At 62.8% G+C, this 16,634-nt stretch carries 20 protein-coding genes; 5 read left to right on the top strand and 15 right to left on the bottom strand.

Annotated elements, in window-relative coordinates:
• Positions 1 to 58 precede the first annotated feature (58 nt).
• The 3 genes from hslO to JV18_RS0102935 are packed head-to-tail and all read right to left on the bottom strand — an operon-like array spanning position 59 to position 3,116.
• Positions 59 to 1,009, bottom strand: coding sequence for an Hsp33 family molecular chaperone HslO (hslO, locus tag JV18_RS0102925; protein WP_052071690.1), 951 nt, complete (start codon positions 1,007 to 1,009; stop codon positions 59 to 61).
• Entirely contained in the window at positions 1,006 to 1,932 is a 927-nt protein-coding gene (gene argF / locus JV18_RS0102930) for an ornithine carbamoyltransferase (RefSeq protein WP_033074874.1), read from the bottom strand. The genes hslO and argF overlap by 4 nt, the downstream gene beginning before the upstream one ends.
• Positions 1,929 to 3,116 (bottom strand): aspartate aminotransferase family protein, encoded by a 1,188-nt coding sequence (locus JV18_RS0102935; RefSeq protein ID WP_033073346.1) that lies wholly within the window; start codon positions 3,114 to 3,116, stop codon positions 1,929 to 1,931. The genes argF and JV18_RS0102935 overlap by 4 nt, the downstream gene beginning before the upstream one ends.
• 163 nt (positions 3,117 to 3,279) lie before the next feature.
• Here JV18_RS0102935 and JV18_RS0102940 point away from each other — a divergent pair, with 163 nt between their 5' ends.
• Positions 3,280 to 3,717, top strand: a complete 438-nt coding sequence (locus JV18_RS0102940; protein ID WP_033073347.1) for a hypothetical protein — start codon at positions 3,280 to 3,282, stop codon at positions 3,715 to 3,717.
• Positions 3,714 to 4,643, top strand: coding sequence for a cation diffusion facilitator family transporter (locus JV18_RS0102945; RefSeq protein ID WP_033073348.1), 930 nt, complete (start codon positions 3,714 to 3,716; stop codon positions 4,641 to 4,643). Before JV18_RS0102940 ends, JV18_RS0102945 begins: the two co-directional genes overlap by 4 nt.
• Here JV18_RS0102945 and JV18_RS0102950 read toward each other — a convergent pair.
• Together JV18_RS0102950 and JV18_RS0102955 are read right to left on the bottom strand one after the other, a co-directional pair.
• Entirely contained in the window at positions 4,640 to 5,635 is a 996-nt protein-coding gene (locus JV18_RS0102950; RefSeq protein ID WP_033073349.1) for an LLM class flavin-dependent oxidoreductase, read from the bottom strand. The two genes, JV18_RS0102945 and JV18_RS0102950, sit on opposite strands and share 4 nt — an antisense overlap.
• Positions 5,636 to 6,089: 454 nt before the next feature.
• Positions 6,090 to 6,533 (bottom strand): Lrp/AsnC family transcriptional regulator, encoded by a 444-nt coding sequence (locus JV18_RS0102955; protein ID WP_081944806.1) that lies wholly within the window; start codon positions 6,531 to 6,533, stop codon positions 6,090 to 6,092.
• A gap of 82 nt (positions 6,534 to 6,615) precedes the next feature.
• Here JV18_RS0102955 and JV18_RS0102960 point away from each other — a divergent pair, with 82 nt between their 5' ends.
• Both JV18_RS0102960 and JV18_RS0102965 read left to right on the top strand, forming a co-directional pair.
• Positions 6,616 to 7,206, top strand: a complete 591-nt coding sequence (locus tag JV18_RS0102960) for a LysE family translocator (protein WP_033073351.1) — start codon at positions 6,616 to 6,618, stop codon at positions 7,204 to 7,206.
• 79 nt (positions 7,207 to 7,285) lie between these two features.
• Positions 7,286 to 8,302 (top strand): aldo/keto reductase, encoded by a 1,017-nt coding sequence (locus JV18_RS0102965; RefSeq protein WP_033073352.1) that lies wholly within the window; start codon positions 7,286 to 7,288, stop codon positions 8,300 to 8,302.
• A 45-nt stretch (positions 8,303 to 8,347) separates the two neighbouring features.
• Here JV18_RS0102965 and JV18_RS0102970 read toward each other — a convergent pair whose 3' ends face one another.
• Positions 8,348 to 8,914: a hypothetical protein gene (locus tag JV18_RS0102970; RefSeq protein WP_033073353.1), complete on the bottom strand. Its 567-nt coding sequence runs from the start codon at positions 8,912 to 8,914 to the stop codon at positions 8,348 to 8,350.
• A 57-nt stretch (positions 8,915 to 8,971) separates the two neighbouring features.
• On the opposite strand from JV18_RS0102970, the gene JV18_RS0102975 reads away from it, so the two are divergent.
• Entirely contained in the window at positions 8,972 to 9,439 is a 468-nt protein-coding gene (locus JV18_RS0102975) for a DUF411 domain-containing protein (protein ID WP_033073354.1), read from the top strand.
• A 104-nt stretch (positions 9,440 to 9,543) separates the two neighbouring features.
• On the opposite strand, the gene JV18_RS0102980 is transcribed toward JV18_RS0102975, so the two are convergent.
• The 9 genes from JV18_RS0102980 to glmU all read right to left on the bottom strand — a co-directional run bounded on the left by JV18_RS0102980 (position 9,544) and on the right by glmU (position 16,607).
• A complete protein-coding gene (locus tag JV18_RS0102980; RefSeq protein ID WP_033073355.1) occupies positions 9,544 to 10,419 on the bottom strand; it encodes a dienelactone hydrolase family protein in 876 nt (291 codons plus the stop codon).
• A gap of 137 nt (positions 10,420 to 10,556) precedes the next feature.
• Positions 10,557 to 11,234, bottom strand: a complete 678-nt coding sequence (locus tag JV18_RS0102985; protein WP_052071691.1) for an HAD family hydrolase — start codon at positions 11,232 to 11,234, stop codon at positions 10,557 to 10,559.
• A gap of 13 nt (positions 11,235 to 11,247) precedes the next feature.
• Positions 11,248 to 13,071, bottom strand: a complete 1,824-nt coding sequence (gene glmS, locus JV18_RS0102990) for a glutamine--fructose-6-phosphate transaminase (isomerizing) (RefSeq protein ID WP_033073356.1) — start codon at positions 13,069 to 13,071, stop codon at positions 11,248 to 11,250.
• Between the two features lie 17 nt (positions 13,072 to 13,088).
• Complete coding sequence (locus JV18_RS0102995; RefSeq protein ID WP_033073357.1) at positions 13,089 to 13,457, bottom strand: PIN domain-containing protein; 369 nt, start codon at positions 13,455 to 13,457, stop codon at positions 13,089 to 13,091.
• The gene (locus JV18_RS0103000; RefSeq protein ID WP_033073358.1) at positions 13,454 to 13,678 is read right to left on the bottom strand and encodes a CopG family transcriptional regulator; all 225 of its coding nucleotides are present in this window, start codon (positions 13,676 to 13,678) and stop codon (positions 13,454 to 13,456) included. Before JV18_RS0103000 ends, JV18_RS0102995 begins: the two co-directional genes overlap by 4 nt.
• A 25-nt stretch (positions 13,679 to 13,703) precedes the next feature.
• Positions 13,704 to 14,330 (bottom strand): Pr6Pr family membrane protein, encoded by a 627-nt coding sequence (locus JV18_RS0103005; protein ID WP_033074876.1) that lies wholly within the window; start codon positions 14,328 to 14,330, stop codon positions 13,704 to 13,706.
• Between the two features lie 29 nt (positions 14,331 to 14,359).
• Positions 14,360 to 14,674 carry a hypothetical protein gene (locus JV18_RS0103010; RefSeq protein WP_033073359.1) on the bottom strand — a complete coding sequence of 105 codons (315 nt, stop codon included), beginning with the start codon at positions 14,672 to 14,674 and terminating at the stop codon, positions 14,360 to 14,362.
• Positions 14,671 to 15,243, bottom strand: a complete 573-nt coding sequence (locus JV18_RS0103015; RefSeq protein ID WP_033073360.1) for a GNAT family N-acetyltransferase — start codon at positions 15,241 to 15,243, stop codon at positions 14,671 to 14,673. The genes JV18_RS0103010 and JV18_RS0103015 overlap by 4 nt, the downstream gene beginning before the upstream one ends.
• A gap of 5 nt (positions 15,244 to 15,248) precedes the next feature.
• On the bottom strand, positions 15,249 to 16,607 hold the full coding sequence (glmU, locus tag JV18_RS0103020; RefSeq protein ID WP_033073361.1) for a bifunctional UDP-N-acetylglucosamine diphosphorylase/glucosamine-1-phosphate N-acetyltransferase GlmU: 1,359 nt from the start codon (positions 16,605 to 16,607) through the stop codon (positions 15,249 to 15,251).
• Between the last annotated feature and the right edge of the window lie 27 nt (positions 16,608 to 16,634).

Genomic DNA, 16,634 nt, shown 5'->3' on the forward strand with positions numbered 1-16,634 from the left:
CGGCGCCAATATCGCTCATTTCGTCGACAATGGCGGAGAGCGTGTTTTCTGGTCCCGATCAGCCTTTGGGAGGGAGCGCGGGCGTTTCCGCGAGCTTTCCGGCCTCGTCGATATCATCGAGCTGAATAGGGAAAATGCGCGAGCAAAAGGCGCAATCCACCATGATGCGTCCGTCCGCTTCGGCCATGTCGGCGCGTTCGGAAGCGGCGAATTTGGCGAGAACCGACGCATAATATTCGGTGCTGCACCGGCAACCACGATAAATGGCCGCCCCCGTTTCGACGCGCACCGTCTCTTCGTGGAAAAGCCGCCATGCCAGCGTGTCGAGGGACAGCGCGGGGTCGGTCAGTTCCTCGTCGCTGAGCGTCGCCGCAAGGGTGCGCGCATGGTCCCATTCGGGATGATCGTGGCGCACATGCAGCCGATCGCGCCCTACTTCGCCTTCGGGAAGATGCTGAAGCAGCAGGCCCCCGGCGAGGCATCCCGCCTCTGCATCGCGGCGCGCAGCGAGGCGGATAAGGCTGGGGATCTGTTCCGACTGGGCGAAATAATGTTCGGCAGCCTCGCCGATCGAACTGCCTTCGAGCGGGACGACGCCCTGATAGCGTTCGCCGGTCGTCGCCTGATCGAAGGTGATGGCGAGAAAGCCTTCGCCGAAAAGCGCGAACAAGGTCGGATCGGTGCCAGCCTCGGCCAGACGTTCGGCATCGAATTTGAGATAGCCGCGTAGCTCCCCGCCGCGATAATCGCAGACGAGCAGTTCGACAGGGCCGCCGCCGGTTTGCGCCTGCAGCGTCATCTGCCCCTTTTCATCCTTGAGCGTCGAGCCGAGGAGCGCGGTGAGAACCAAGGCCTCGGCGAGCAATTTTTCCGCCGCGGGGGGATAATCATGCGCGCTCAGAATATCGCGCAGCGCCGGGCCAAGGCGGACCAGACGCCCGCGCACATGGCGTTCGGCAATGGTCAGCACCAGCGGCTGATCGAACCAGACTTCGGCGTGGTCGCTCATAATTTGCCCAGCGCCCAGAGGAGCACCGACTTTTGTGCATGGACGCGGTTTTCCGCCTCGTCCCAGACGCGCGAGGCGGAGCCGTCGATCACCGCGTCGGTCACTTCCTCGCCGCGATGCGCGGGGAGACAGTGGAGGAAGAGGGCGTCGGCCTTGGCGTTGCTCATCAGCGCTTCATTGACCTGATAGGGGGCCATGGCCGCAAGCTTGGCCTGCGCATGATCCTGCCCCATCGAAATCCAGGTGTCGGTGACGACGACATCGGCGCCCGATACGGCTTCGCGGGCGTCGCGGATGAAGTCGATGCGCGCGCCCTTTGCGCGGGCGGCCTCGACAAAGGCGGGGTCGGGTTCATAGCCCTGCGGACAGCCGACACGGACATTGAAACCGAACAGCCCCGCCGCCTCAATGATCGAGGCGAGGACATTGTTGCCGTCGCCCAGCCAGGCGAGTTCGAGCCCCGGCAGCGCCTTGCCATTTTCGACGATGGTCAGAAGGTCAGCGACAATCTGGCAGGGATGCGACAGGTCGGTGAGGCCGTTGATGACGGGCACATCGGCATGATGCGCCATATCCTCGACCTTGGCATGATCGTCGGTGCGGATCATGATCGCATCGACAAAGCGCGAGAGGACGCGCGCGGTGTCCGGGATGGTTTCCCCCCGGCCAAGCTGCATCGAGCCTGCCTCCATCACCATCGCGCTGCCGCCCAACTGGCGGATCGCAATGTCGAAGGAAGCGCGGGTGCGCGTCGAGCTTTTTTCGAAGATCATCGCCAGCACATGATCGGCGAGCGGCGCATCGGCGTCCACGCGCGCCTTGGGCCAGCCCTGCCGCGCCGTCTTGCGGTCGAGGGCGTCGGCGAGCATGGCGGCGATAGCATCGCCCCCCGCGTCGCTGAGGTTCAGGAAGTGCCGCATCAGCTTTCCGGCGGCGTGTAGCTCGCCGCTCCTGCCGAAAGCTTTGCCACGCACTCGTCGATATGCGCCTGTTCGATGTTGAGCGGCGGTAGGATGCGCACGACATTGTCGCCCGCCGCAACGGTGAGCAGCCCGTGATTATCGCGCAGATGGGCGACGAAAGCGCGGCTTTCGCTCTTCATCTTGAGACCGAGCATCAGCCCCATGCCGCGCACACTGTCGAACAGCTGGTCATGATTGGGGATCATCTGTTCGAGCGCGGCACGCAGCCGGTCGCCGGTCGTCTTTACCTGTTCAAGAAAACCTTCTTCGAGGACGACGTCGAGCACCGCCTGTCCCGCGGCCATGGCGAGCGGATTGCCGCCATAGGTGGAGCCATGGGTGCCGATGACCATGCCGCGAGCGGCCTTTTCGGTCGCAAGGCAGGCCCCGATCGGGAAGCCGCCGCCCAGCCCCTTGGCACTCGCCATGATATCGGGGGCGATATCATATTGTTCATAGGCATAGAGGGTGCCGGTGCGCGCGACGCCGCATTGCACCTCGTCAAAAATGAGCATCAGGTCGCGCTGGTTACAGATGTCGCGCAGCCCCTGGAGGAAAGGCTGTGAGGCGGGGCGAATGCCCCCCTCCCCCTGCACCGGCTCGATGAGAAAGCCCGCCGTATTGTCATCGACGAGATCGAGCGCGGCGTTGAGGTCATCGAACGGAGCATAGGCAAAGCCGGGAAGCAACGGGTCGAACCCCTTACGCAGCTTGTCCTGATTGGTCGCCGAAATCGTGCCGAGCGTGCGGCCATGAAAGGCGTTGTTGAAGGTGATGAGCGTATTTTTTTGCTCATTGCCCGCGCTCGAATGATAGGCGCGCGCGGTCTTTATCGCGCATTCGACCGCCTCGGCGCCCGAATTGGTAAAAAAGACGGTATCGGCGAATGTGTTGTCGACCAGCCGCGCTGCGAGCGCCTCGCCCTGCGGACTGCCATAAAGGTTCGACACATGCATCAAAGTCGCGGCCTGTTCCTGAATCGCCTTCGTCAGATGCGGGTGGTCATGGCCGAGCAGGTTGACCGCAATGCCGCTGGCGAAATCCAGATATCGTTCGCCGCGCTCGCCGATCAGATATGCACCTTCACCGCGCACCGGACGCACAGCGCACCGGGGGTAAACGGGCATCAGCGGCGTAATCGACATGGGCAGAACCTTTCCAAATGAGAAAGCAAAAAGGCGACCCCCTATATGGGCCGCCCTTTGGTCGGGAGCTTTCTATACTGCCGCGGGCCAAGCCACGTCAACACGGGGGACGACGCACGGCGAGGCGCTGCAACCAAGAAAGCGGAAGCGCGTATCAACCGCCATGCGAGCCGCCCTTGCCCTGTTGCTTTTTTTGCCGCTCCTCCCCGGCTGCGACAGCCTGCCCCGCGATGCCGCCGGGACGCATGAGAAAGTGACCGCACGCAGCGCGCTGAATGTCGCGATCGTGCCCGGAACCCGCGACGCAAATCCAGCGCTGGCGCTGCTGCGCCGCTATGCGCAGGCGCGCGGGGCCCGTCTTGCCATTGAAGCAGTTGCGGGCGAAACGGCGCTGCGGCGATTGAGCGAGGGCGAGATTGACGCCGTGGTGGGCGATTTTTCGCGGCAGTCGCCATGGAAGACCGAAATCGCGCTTTCCAAACCACTGACCCGCAAGGAGCCCGACGACAGCAGGCAACCTGTGCTGCGGATCGCGCGGCGCAATGGAGAAAATGGCTTTATTCTGGCGACGGACCGGATGATCGCGGAGGCGCGGCGATGAGCCTTCATGGCGGCGTGGCAGACGACATTACCCCCGATTTGCAGCGCGGTGTTCGGCTGGCGTGGTGGACGCTCGGCTGGATGGGCAGCGTGGTGATCGTCATGTGGCTGGTCATGGGAAGCAGCCAGGCGATGAAGGCAGCGGTGATCGAGGATCTGTTGAGCCTGATCCCCGCCATGGTTTTCCTGATTGCGGCGCATTGGGAAAGAAAGGAACCGAACCCCCGTTTTCCCTTTGGCTATCGCCGCGCGAACAGCCTGGCCTTTCTGATTGCCGCGACAGCGCTAATCGCGGTCGGCGCTTTCCTTGCCTATGAAAGCGTCACCACGCTGATCCGGCGCGAGCATCCGACGGTGGGCGGCATCACCTTATTTGGCGAAACGCTGTGGCTTGGCTGGCTGATGCTGGCGGCGCTCGCCTATTCGGTCGTCCCGCCGCTGATCCTCGGCCATTTGAAGCTGCCGATTGCGGAGCGCATTCAGGACAAGGTGCTGCACACTGATGCGCTGATGCAAAAGGCCGACTGGCAGACCGGGCTAGCGGGCATGGCTGGGGTGATGGGTATTGGCCTCGGCTGGTGGTGGGCCGATGCGGCGGCGGCGCTGTTCATTTCGGTTTCGATCTTGCGCGACGGCTGGGGGGCGCTGCGTCAAGCGGTGGCCGAACTGCTCGACGGGGCGCCGCGCGCGCTGGAAAATGACGATCTGGCCGAGGATGCGGTAAAGCTGCACGCCGAATTGCAGCGCCGTTTCGGCGATGTTTCGGTGCGGCTGCGTGAGACGGGGCGCTATATCGCAGCCGAGGTCGACGCGCCCACCCCGCCGCATCCCCCCGCCGCGGAGGAGCTGATGGGACGCGAACGCGCGTGGCGGCTTTGCAGCTTGAGCTTTCGGACCGACTCGCCGGAGGCGGGGGCGGACGCCTAGGCAGCGCTGAGCCGGCGGCCCGCTTCCATCGTCAGCGTCAGCGATGTCTTGCGCGCTTCATGGTGGTAGATGGACGAGGCGATGATGATTTCATCGACGCCGGTGCGCGCGGCAAAGGCTTTTAATCCCGCCTCGACATCATCGACCGTGCCGACCGCCGAACATTGGAGCACATGATCGAGGATCGCGCGGGCATTGGGCGGAAGCGCATCCTTATAACCTGCAAAGGGCGGCGGCATCCGCCCCGGATTGCCGGTACGCAGCGCGACAAAGGCCTGTTGCTGCGAACTGGCGATCAGCTCTGCTTCCTCGCGTGTATCGGCGGCAAAGACGTTGAAGGCGGCGGCGGCATAGGGCTTGTCGAGCTGCGCTGAGGGTTTGAACTGGCGGCGATAAATGTCGAGCGCCTCGTCGAGCGCATCGGGTGCGAAATGGCTGGCAAAAGCATAGGGGAGGCCGAGCGCGGCGGCGAGCTGCGCGCCGAACAGGCTGGAGCCCAATATCCACAAGGGGACATGACTCCCCTCCCCCGGAACGGCGCGGATGCCAAGCGCATCGTCGCCCGCGAGAAAGGCCTGAAGCTCCACCACATCCTGCGGGAATTGACGCTCATCGCTCGCGAGGGTTCGGCGAAGCGCGCGCGCCACCTTTCCATCGGAGCCCGGCGCGCGGCCAAGGCCAAGGTCGATGCGCCCCGGAAACAAGGCCTCCAGCGTGCCAAATTGTTCGGCGATCACCATGGGAGCATGGTTGGGCAGCATGATCCCGCCCGCGCCGATGCGGATCGTCGAGGTCGCGGCGCCGATATGGGCAAGCACCACGGCGGTTGCCGCGCTGGCGATGCCCGCCATGCCATGATGTTCGGCGACCCAATAGCGATGGTAGCCAAGGCTTGCGACATGGCGCGCCAGATCGGCGGCATTGGCAAGCGATTGCGCGACGCTGCCCCGGTCGGTGATCGGCACAAGGTCGAGGAAAGAGAGTTTCGTCATGCAACGCGATATGCGGTGGCGGGTGGCGGGGTGCAAGCGCTGGCGGGGGAAAGATATTCTCTCCGGACGGAAAGCGGGAGGTGGAGCCAAAAGTTTCTTGAAGGAATAATCTCACACAAAGACACAAAGGCACAAAGAGGGGCCTTTGGATGGCGGTGCGCTACTCCATCTGGCCCCCGGCCTTCGCCGGGGTGCGCATAATTCGCGGGAACGGATGATCGCCCTTTTTCTTTCTACCGAACCTTGTGAGGCTTGCAGAACGGAGCGTGGCACAGGACCGGAACGGCGGGCAGTCTCTCCTTTCTTTGTGCCTTTGTGTCTTTGTGTGAGAAATATCGAGATCCCGCCTTGCGATTGCAGCGTGGGGTTTGAAGAGAAGGCGGGCCCCGGGTCTAGCCCGGGGTGACGATGGGGTGGCTACGGGGTGGCGATGGGGTGCGAGTAGCCAGGCGCGTCAGGCGCGTTCGTCTTTGGGGGAGTCCATCAGGACATAGGTGGTGATTGCATTCACCTGAGGGTGCACGCCGAGGACTTCGGTGTGGAAATGTTTGTAGGCTGCGAGGTCGCGGGTTTCGACGCGGAGCAGATATTCGATGGCGCCGGTGAGATTATGGCATTCACGCACTTCGGGCGCTTCGGCAATGGCGGCTTCGAAATCCGATTGCGATGCCTTGGTGTGCGACGACAGGCCGACGGTGACATAGGCGAGGAAGCTGTTGCCCATTTTGGCGGGGTCAATCGAGGCACGGTAGCCGGTGATCACCCCGCCGCGCTCCAGTTCCTGCACGCGGAGCAGGCAGGCGGAGGGGGAAAGGCCCACACGGTCAGCAAGTTCGATATTGGCGAGTCGCCCCTCGCGCGACAATTCGCGCAATATTCGCCGGTCAATATCGTCCATTTTTGCCATAGATTGCATATTATGCCGCACGTCAGGCAACCTTTGCAACCCACGATCCGGAAGGCCGCATTATATTGCGCCCATGGATCACGCCAGTTTTCTCGCGCTCGCCGCCTTTGCCTTCGTTTCCTCGATCACGCCGGGGCCGAACAATATGATGCTGATGGCATCGGGCGCCAATTTCGGGCTGCGTCGCACCATTCCGCATGCGCTAGGAGTGGGCGGCGGTTTTACGCTGATGATCATTTTGGTCGGCGTCGGGCTGATGGGATTGTTCGAGCTGGTCCCGGCCCTCAATCTTGCGCTGAAGGTTGTGAGCGTCGGCTATCTTTTGTGGCTCGCGTGGAAGATCGCCCATGCCGCAGCGCCCGAAAGCCAGGGTGCGGCGGCGGGGCGACCGATGCGCTTTGTCGAAGCCGCGCTGTTCCAATGGGTCAATCCCAAGGCGTGGACGATGGCACTGACGGCCATCACCCTTTATGCGCCGGAGCGCAATTGGGCCGCAGTACTGGTGGTCGCGGCAATTTTCGGGGTGATCAACCTGCCCTCGACCAGCCTGTGGGCGGTGATGGGAACGGGGCTGCGGCGCTGGCTGGGCACGCCAGGGCGGCTGCGCCTCTTTAACTGGACGATGGCAGCCCTGCTGGTCGCGTCGCTGGCGATGCTCCTCTGACAGCGGCGGCCGATTGCAAGGTTGCGCCTTGCAACCTAGAAAGGCGCCTTCCCTCCCCGCCAGCCGGAGAATTGCCAGCATGACCAGCCGCCGCCTTGGCCAGAGCGCCATCCATGTGTCCGACATTTGCATGGGTACGATGACCTTTGGCAGCCAGACCGACGAAGCCGAAGCTTTCCGCATTCTCGACCGCTGTTTCGATGCCGGGATCAATTTTTACGATACCGCCGAGGGTTATCCGGTGCCGCCCGACGTCAAATGGGTTGGGCGCACCGAGGAAATTGTCGGGCGCTGGATGAAGACCAAGCCGCGCGATGCGATCATATTGGCGACCAAAGTATCGGGGCCGAGCCATATCTGGTTCAAATCGCCCTGCCGCGGCGGGATGACCGCGCTTGATCGCCACAATATCATGAAGGCGATCGACGACAGCCTGATGCGGCTGCAGACTGATTATGTCGACCTGTACCAGACGCATTGGCCCGACCCTGACGCCCCCTATGACGAGATGATGGACGCGCTCGACGAGTTGGTACGCGCGGGCAAGGTGCGTATTCTCGGCTGTTCGAACGAAACGAGCTGGGGCTTGATGAAATCGCTCGCAGCGTCGGAACGGCTGGGGATCGCGCGGTATCAGACGATCCAGAATAATTTCAGCCTGAACAATCGACGGTTCGAGGATGAGCTGGCGCAGGTGTGCCGTCAGGAAGGCGTGAGCCTGATCCCCTATTCGCCGCTGGCGGGCGGGGTGCTTTCGGGAAAATATCAGGGCGGCGCGCTACCCGAAGGCGCGCGCTTTTCTCGCTATCTGAAGATGGAGGGACGACAGGGCGCGATGGGGCGGCGGTTCGTTAATGAAAAGACGCTGGCGGCGACCGAACGCTATCTGGCCATTGCCGAAGAGGCCGGACTGCACCCCATTACCATGGCGACCGCCTGGTCGAAACAGCATGATTTCGTCGCCTCGACCATTGTGGGGGTGAGCGCCCTTGATCAGCTTGCTCCGATCCTTGATGCGATGGAGCTGGTGCTGGACGCTGATGTAATGAAGAAGCTGCACAAGGTGGGGAAAGAGATACTCTATCCCATGGGATGAGGCCGCACGAGCATCGTGGACCCCGGATCAAGTCCGGGATGACGATTATCCAATTTTGCCGGACGGCCAATCGAGGACCAGCGCCTCGCCGACGTTCAGCGCACGCCATGCTATAGACAGGCGGTCGAAATCGGCGATGATCCGTGGCTCGGCTGCATTGATCCGCGCGCGTTCGGCTTGGCTGAGCGAGGCGCGCACCCGGTCAGCCTCGGCGAGCGCCGCGCGCTGCGCCGCGCTGTCGGGGCGTGAGCGGATGCGCCAGCCGATGTCGAACAGAAAGGCAGCAAGTTCAGACAATTCGCCCTCGCGGCCCTGCGCCTTGAGCTGCTTTGCGCCCTTTTCACCTTGTTTGCGCGCGGCGCGCTGGCGGTCTTTGGCGGACAGTCTGTCGTCCCTTTCGAGGCGGAACGAGCCGGCGTCGCCGCCTGCGGCAATTTGTCCGAACACGCCGCTTTTCAGCCCCAGCGCCGCTTCGACGATAAAATGCACCATATCGTGCGGTATATCGGGATCATAGCCGGGCGCCGGGTCCATGATCAGCGTCGGCGCATCACGGCGCTCGATCTGGATGCTGTAGCGGCGCTCGCCCGATCGGATGAAATGGACTTTCATGCGGTCATCCTATAGGCATGACGGCCTTCCGGTCAAAAAAAGCCTAAAGGATTTGCGATGCCTTCTGCCCGCCGCCTTTTCTTTACCCTCGCCGCGAGTGCTGCCCTTGCGGGGACCGCTCATGCCGCCAATCCGGTGATGTTTCGCGATGCAGGTTGCGGATGCTGCCTCAAATGGCTGGAGCAGGTGAAGGCGTCCTTCGGGGGCAAGGTGAGCGTGGTCAATTCGGCCGACATGGAGGCGGTGAAGGACAAGCAGGGCGTGCCGCAGGCGCTGCGTAGCTGCCACACCGTTCTGGTGGGCGGCTATGTGATCGAAGGCCATGTGCCCGCGAAAGAGATTGCACGGCTGCTCCGCGAAAAGCCCAAGGGGGTGAAGGGACTGGCGGTGGGTGGAATGCCGATCGGCTCACCCGGCATGGAATGGGGCAACCGGCGTGAAGCCTATCAGGTGATGAGCTTTGGCCCCGGCGGTCAGCGGGTCTATGCGAGCTATGCGGCCAGCAGCGGCGCGCACGCCCACTGATTTAAAGGGATTCCCCCTTCCCGCTCGCGCCGCGCGAAGCCGCGATGCCGATCATTGGCACAAGCGCTCAGCATGTCTCGACTTCGCTCGACACGAACGGAAAATCAGGCGGGCTTTAGCTCGGCCGCGAATAGCGCGAGTTGACGGCTCCACGCCTTTTCCGCTGCCGCCTCGTCATAAACGCGCCCATCGGGTGGGCACCAGCCATGCTGGGCCGGATAGACTTCGACCTCATACCACTGCGGACGGGGTTGGAGCACGGCCTTCAGCAAGAGCTTCTCGTTCGGCGATTCCTTGTCGTCATCCTCAGCGATAGCAAACAAATAGCCCGCCTTGGTGCCTGGGATCAGCAAATGCGGGCTGTCGGGCTTGTCGGTTCCGACCCCACCGCCGTGGAAACTCGCCGCCGCGCGCACGCGGTCCGGACGGTGCGCGGCCGTATAGATGGTCATGGGACCGCCCATGCAATAGCCGCTGGTGCCGATCCCGCGCGCCGTATCAACCTCAGCCTGGGCGTCGAGGAAGGCGATGTGTGCCGCCGCGTCGGTTTCGACCAGCGAGCGTGTCAATTGCTTCAAATAGCCGAAGAGCTTTTGCCGCAGTTCAGGCACGCCCCAATGGTTCTCGGCATCAACCACCGGCGCCTTTTGCCAGCGATAGAAGGGATTGACGCACAGCACCGCGTAACCGTCCTCCGCCAACCGGTCCGCCATCTGGCGAAAGGCGGGGCGCAGCCCGCGAGTATCGGGCCACATCACAATGCCGGGGTGCTTCCCTTCGGCAGGGGCGACGAAATAGGCATCGCAAAGGCCGTCCGCAGTGGTGATGGTAACATCGCGTCCCTTGATCGATCGCCCCGCCACCGCGCGCGCGGGGAGCGCTGCGGCTAGGGCACCTGCGCCGGCGAGCGCGGCAAAGCTGCGGCGTGCTACCGGCATTCCGGCACGATCGCGATCGGCTTCCATCTTTTCGGTGCACATGATTTTTCTTCCTGCCGCTTATGCGGGCTTGCTCCGCCTTTTCCCTTTCCTCGCGCTTGCGGGATGGAAAGGGGGGGAAGCTAGTCGAGGAGGCCGCTCGCCGACAATGATTTTTAAAAATCGCGAGACTTTAACCGTCAGCGCAGGAAGGCCGCGACCTCTTCAAAGTCCATGGCGACATGCGGCACGCCGACGCCGCGCAACATCGCGCCATGCGCCGCCCGATCCACGATATGCCCCGCGCCGCAAAAACCGATGACGGTCATCCCCGCCGCCAAGGCGGCCTGTGCTCCCGTCGGCGAATCCTCCAGCGCGAGACAGTGGGCCGGATCGATCCCCAACCCCTTTGCCGCGGCAAGATAGATGTCGGGATGCGGCTTGCCGCGATTCCAGCCGTCGGCGCTGTAGATATGGTCGCCGAAATGATGGCGGAGGCTAAAAAGGCCAAGCGCCCAGTCGATATATTCGGCGCGGCTGGATGAAGCGATGGCGCGCGGCATATCGCCTAGCCCGCCCAGAAAATCCGCGGCACCGGGAACCACATCAAAGCCATCCATGAAACGCGCACGCGCGCGGGCGCGGTGGGTTTCACGGAAATTCGGCGGAAGCGGCCGCCCGTAGCGCGCCTCGATCCGCCGCTGCGTCTCCTGCCAATTATGCCCATAATAGTCGCGCAGGCATTCTTCATAGGTTGCCGGCATACCGATTGCCGTCAGGCTTTCGGACAGCGACAGGTTCGCGCGCACCTCGCTGTCAGCGATCACGCCGTCGAAGTCGAAGATGATGGCGGCAAAGCGGCTCATATCACGCGACATGGAAAGGCCGATGCTATTCCACCGTCACCGATTTCGCGAGGTTGCGCGGTTGATCGACGTCGGTCCCCTTCGCCACCGCCACATGATAGGCGAGCAGCTGCACCGGCACGGCATAGACCAGCGGCGCGATCAGCGGGTGGACCTTGGGCATTTCAATGGTGGCCATGCAGCCTTCGCCCGCTTCGGCGAGGCCGTCGGCGTCGCTGATGAGGACGATCTTACCCCCGCGCGCCATCACTTCCTGCATATTGCTGACGGTTTTTTCGAACAAGGGCCCCGATGGCGCGAGGACGATGACGGGGACCGCCTCGTCGATCAGGGCGATGGGGCCATGCTTCATCTCTCCGCTTGCATAGCCTTCGGCGTGGATATAGCTGATTTCCTTCAGCTTGAGCGCCCCTTCCAGCGCCAGCGGATAGTCGGGGCCGCGCCCCAGATAGAGGACATCGCGCGCAGGAGCGACGAGATGCGCCATGGCGGCAATATCCTCGTCATGCGCGAGCGCGGCGTTGAGCGCGGCGGGCGCCTCGATCAGATGCTTGACGATGTCGCGCTCCTCTTCGGCGCTTAGTTTCCCCTTCTTGAGCGCGAGATGCGCGGCGAGCGCGGCGAGCACTGCAAGCTGGCAGGTAAAGGCCTTGGTCGAGGCTACGCCGATTTCGGGACCCGCGTGCGTCGGGAGGAGCAAATCGGCCTCGCGCGCCATGCTGCTGGTTGGCACGTTGACGACGACCGCAATCGTCTGCCCATTGGCCTTGCAATGGCGAAGCGCCGCAAGCGTGTCGGCGGTTTCGCCCGATTGCGAGATGAAGAGCGCGAGGCCGCCGGGCTGAAGCACGGGGTCGCGGTAACGAAACTCGCTCGCGACATCGATATCGACGGGAACGCGCGCAAAGGTCTCGAACCAATATTTGGCAACCATGCCAGCATAGAAGCTGGTACCGCAGGCGACGATAGTGATCCGGTCGATGCCCGCGAGGTCGAAATCCATCTGCGGCAATGCGACCGTTTGTTCGAGCGGGCGGATGTAGGAGGAGAGCGTCTGCGCAACCACCGTCGGCTGCTCGAAAATCTCCTTCTGCATGAAGTGACGATAATTGCCCTTTTCAACCGCCGCGGCGGTGACGCCGGAGGTGGTTATTTCGCGGGTGACACGGTTGTTGTCTGCGTCATAGATTTCGGCACCGCCCTGGGTGATGACGACCCAGTCGCCCTCCTCCAGATAGGCGATTTTCTGAGTCAGCGGCGCGAGCGCGAGCGCGTCCGAACCAAGATACGTCTCCCCTTCCCCATAGCCGACGACGAGCGGCGAGCCGAGCCGCGCGCCGATCAGCAGGTCGGGCTGGCTGCGAAAGGCGATGGCGAGCGCAAAGGCCCCCCGCAACTGGGGCAATATGGCCTGCACCGCTTCCTGCGGGGTTTTTCCGGCTTCGACCTGCTCGCTGACAAGATGGGCGACGACTTCGGTGTCGGTCTCGCTTTCAAATCTGCGCCCGCGGGCGGTCAGTTCCTCGCGCAGCGGCTTGAAATTTTCGATGATGCCATTGTGGACCAGCGCCACTTCGCCCGTGGCGTGGGGATGGGCATTGTTGGTGGTCGGCGCGCCGTGGGTCGCCCAGCGCGTATGGGCTATCCCCAGCGTCCCGGGCGCGGGATTGCCCGCCAGCTCCTTGACCAGATTGCCAAGCTTTCCCTCTGCACGGCGGCGGATGAGCTGGCCATTTTCGACCGTGCACACGCCCGCCGAATCATAGCCGCGATATTCCATGCGCTTGAGGCCATCGACCAGCCGGTCCGCCACCTGATCCTTGCCGACAATTCCGATGATTCCACACATGCTTGGCTGGCTTTCGTCTAGAGGGTGTAGGGGATACGAATACCCGGCATCGACGCCGGAAAAACTTTTATATTTCGGGTAACAAGAATGCGCCCCGTGATCTGCGCCGTCGCCAGCACAAAGGCGTCGGCGAGCGTCAGCCCCTTGCGCTCGGCGCGCAAGGCCGCCGCGCGGCGGGCGACCGCATCGCCGATTTCCTCGATCTGGAAACAGGCGAGGAAGGCCTCGACCGTCTTGATACTTGCGGGGTCGGCAGCCGACATGACTTCGGTCCAGCTCACACGGCTGATGCCTTTTCGGCCCGCGCGGCGGATTTCAGCGCGCGCCGCGTCAATCCCGCTTAGCGCGTCGATCAAGATATCGCTGTCGAACTGCGCCGCGATCATGTGCGCTTGCCCCGCAGGCGGCGCTGAAATTTCAGCCCGTCCCCAATATCGGCGCGGTCACGCCAGATCCCGAAGGCGTTGTCGATGGCGTCGCCCGACAATTCGGCGCGATAGGCGGCGATGGCACGGCGCACCAGTTCGGCACGCGACACGCCCTGATCCGCCGCAGCCGCATCGAGCCACTGAACATCATCATCAGGAATATCTGCAAGAAAGCGCATGCAATGCTGATATCATATCATGATATCAGTGCAAGCCCTTATCGGCGAGCCAGCGATCGAGGCCAAGGAGAAGCCCCGCGATGAGTAAAAATCCGGCGATGATCGTGGCAACGCTGAGCGCGAAAGCGCCCCAACCCTGCGTCACCGGATCGAGAAAATAATAGGCATACCAACCGTCATAAGCGCCCCGCATCAAGGCATAAGCGAGATAGGCCAGCGGAAAGGCCAAGGTCCATAGCCAATCGCGCCAACCAAGCCCGCCATGCGGCGCAGCGAGCCAGGCCAGAAGAAAAAGCAGCGGCGTGGCATCATGGAGACCATGATCGGCGACAGCCTGTGCGCCCTGCGGGTTCCAGACATGGCGCAAGGCCAGCGAATAGACGATGCCGACAAGAAGAATGGCGGCAAGCGCAGCCAGACGGCAGCGGGGGGCCGCCAGCGCATGACAGGGACGCAGCGCCGCCGTGCTTGCCACTATTGCGACGAACAAATTGGTGAGAATGGTGAAGAAGCCGAAAAAGCGCCACAGCGCCGCGGCGACGGACTGGCCATCGGCATCGAAACGCTGGACGAGGACAACAAGCTGAAGCGTCAAGGCGGCCCATGCGACCAGAGCGGCCAACAGGTGAAGCCATCGAGCGCTCTTCTGCATCGACCATCCCCTTCCCATGAGCGGCCCCGTCAGGTGCGGCGAAAATTGCGGTCGACGAAGAGTATCGCAAACTGGACGGGATCGGCGGCTTCCCCGTTCGCCTGAGCAAAGCGCGCTTGTCCATCCGTCCAGATTTTTTGAATCTGGGCAGCCAGATCGGGCGCGAACTTCATCTGCTTTGCAACAATGTCGGCCCAGCTTCCCTTATGCCCAAAAGATTTCTCGAGATTGGGGACCATGGCGGTGCAATAATCGTCGGTCGCCTGGTCGAGATGGCCGATCGCCTTTAGCACCCAGGCATCGACGAAGCGCAGGAAAGGCTGGTCGGTGTAACGGTCGCTCATGCATTCTCTCCCACGGCCGCGACATTCATCGATGCGCGAGCGGCGTTCCACTCGTCGCGCAGCAGGCCGAAGATCAGCGTGTCGCGCACCCCCATATGGGTTTCCCATTCCGCGCGCAAATATCCTTCGCGCTGAAAACCCAAGCGCTGGAGCATCGCGATGGACCCGTGATTTTCGGGGTCGGTATCAGCAAAGATACGGCGAAGCCCCAAATCGTCGAACCCATGGTCGATCACCCGCGACACAGCCTCGCGAGCGACACCGCCGCCCCAATGGTCACGGTGCAGAATATAACCGATCTCTTTCACGCCGGGCTTGCCATTATAGAGAACCACCCACCCCAAAGCGGTGTCGTCGCCCGAGAGCGTGATGGCCCAGCATCCGTATCCTTGGTCTTCTGCGGCATTTTTTGCGACATAGGATTGGGTTTCAGCAAGCGTTTCCTGCGGTGCGCTCGACCACCAGATCATCACTTGGGGATCCGACAGGACGGGGAAGAGCACCGGGGCGTCGTCGGCCCGAATCTGGCGCAGCACCAAGCGCTGCGTGGTCAATGTTGGCACAGGCATGACCGCTATTTCCCAGCCTTCTTCTTGCGCATCGCATCGTGGAAACGGTCGGCCCAGCCCGGCTTGACGAGCTGTTCCCCGCGCACGAGGCGAAGTTCGCCATCGGCGACATCGCGCGTGACGGCGCTGCCCGCTGCGACAATCGCATCCTGGCCAATCTTGACCGGCGCGACGAGCGCGCTGTTCGATCCGATGAAAGCATTGTCGCCTATCACCGTCTGATATTTGAAATATCCATCATAATTGCAGGTGATGGTGCCGGCGCCAATATTCGCGCCTGCGCCGATGGTGGCATCGCCCAAATAGGTGAGGTGATTGGCCTTGGCCCCCTTGCCCAGATGGGCCTTCTTCGTTTCGACGAAATTGCCGATCTTTGCCTTTTCCTCCAGCACGGTGCCGGGGCGGAGACGCGCGAAGGGACCGATTTCGCAGCCCGACGCGATTTTCGCCCCTTCGATATGGCTGTGCGCGCGGATGATGACCTGATCCCCCACCTCGACGCCGGGGCCAAAGACGACATTGGGTTCGACCGTAACGTCGCGGCCCAGCTTGGTATCCCAGGAAAACCAGACGGTTTCGGGCGCGCGCAGCGACGCGCCGCCCGCCATCGCTTCTTCGCGCTTGAACGCCTGCCACTGCGCCTCGGCCGCGGCGAGTTCGGCGCGGCTGTTAACCCCGGCGACCTCTGCCTCTTCGGTTTCGACGACGACGACCCTCGCCCCTTCGGCAATCGCGCCGGTCGCGACATCGGGAAGATAATATTCGCCCGCCGCATTGTCGTTTCCGACCGCTTCGAGCAGCCGCCACATATGCTGCGAATGGGCAACGATAACCCCCGAATTGCAAAGACCGGTCGCGCGTTCTTCGGGGCTTGCGTCCTTATGCTCAACCATTTTCAAGACATTGCCGTCCGCGTCGGCGATAATGCGCCCATAAGCGGCGGTGTCGCGCGGGCGAAAGCCCAGAACCGCGACCGTTGCCCCGCCCGAAAGCGCATCGCACAGACGGCGGACGGTGTTGCCGGTAAGCATCGGGCAATCGCCGAAGCAGACGAGAATCAATCCGTCAAATTCGGCGAGCGCCGCCTTAGCCTGAAGAGCGGCGTGGGCAGTCCCAAGCTGCGGATCCTGCACCGCCACGCTGGCGCCCGTGTCTACGAGGGCCGATTCGACCTGTTCGCGCTTGTCGCCAACGACGACGACGGTCGAAGCAGGACGCAGTGCGGCGAAACTGTCGAGAAGATGGAGCAGCATGGCCCGCCCGCCGATCGGATGGAGCACCTTGTGAAGATCGGACTTCATGCGGGTGCCCTTGCCCGCGGCGAGGATGATGGCGGCGATCGCGTGGTTCATGGGGGATGCCATGCCAGCAAATCATTGCGGTTTCCAGAC

The sequence above is a fragment of the Sphingopyxis sp. MWB1 genome, from assembly GCF_000763945.1.
Classification (GTDB): Bacteria; Pseudomonadota; Alphaproteobacteria; order Sphingomonadales; family Sphingomonadaceae; genus Sphingopyxis.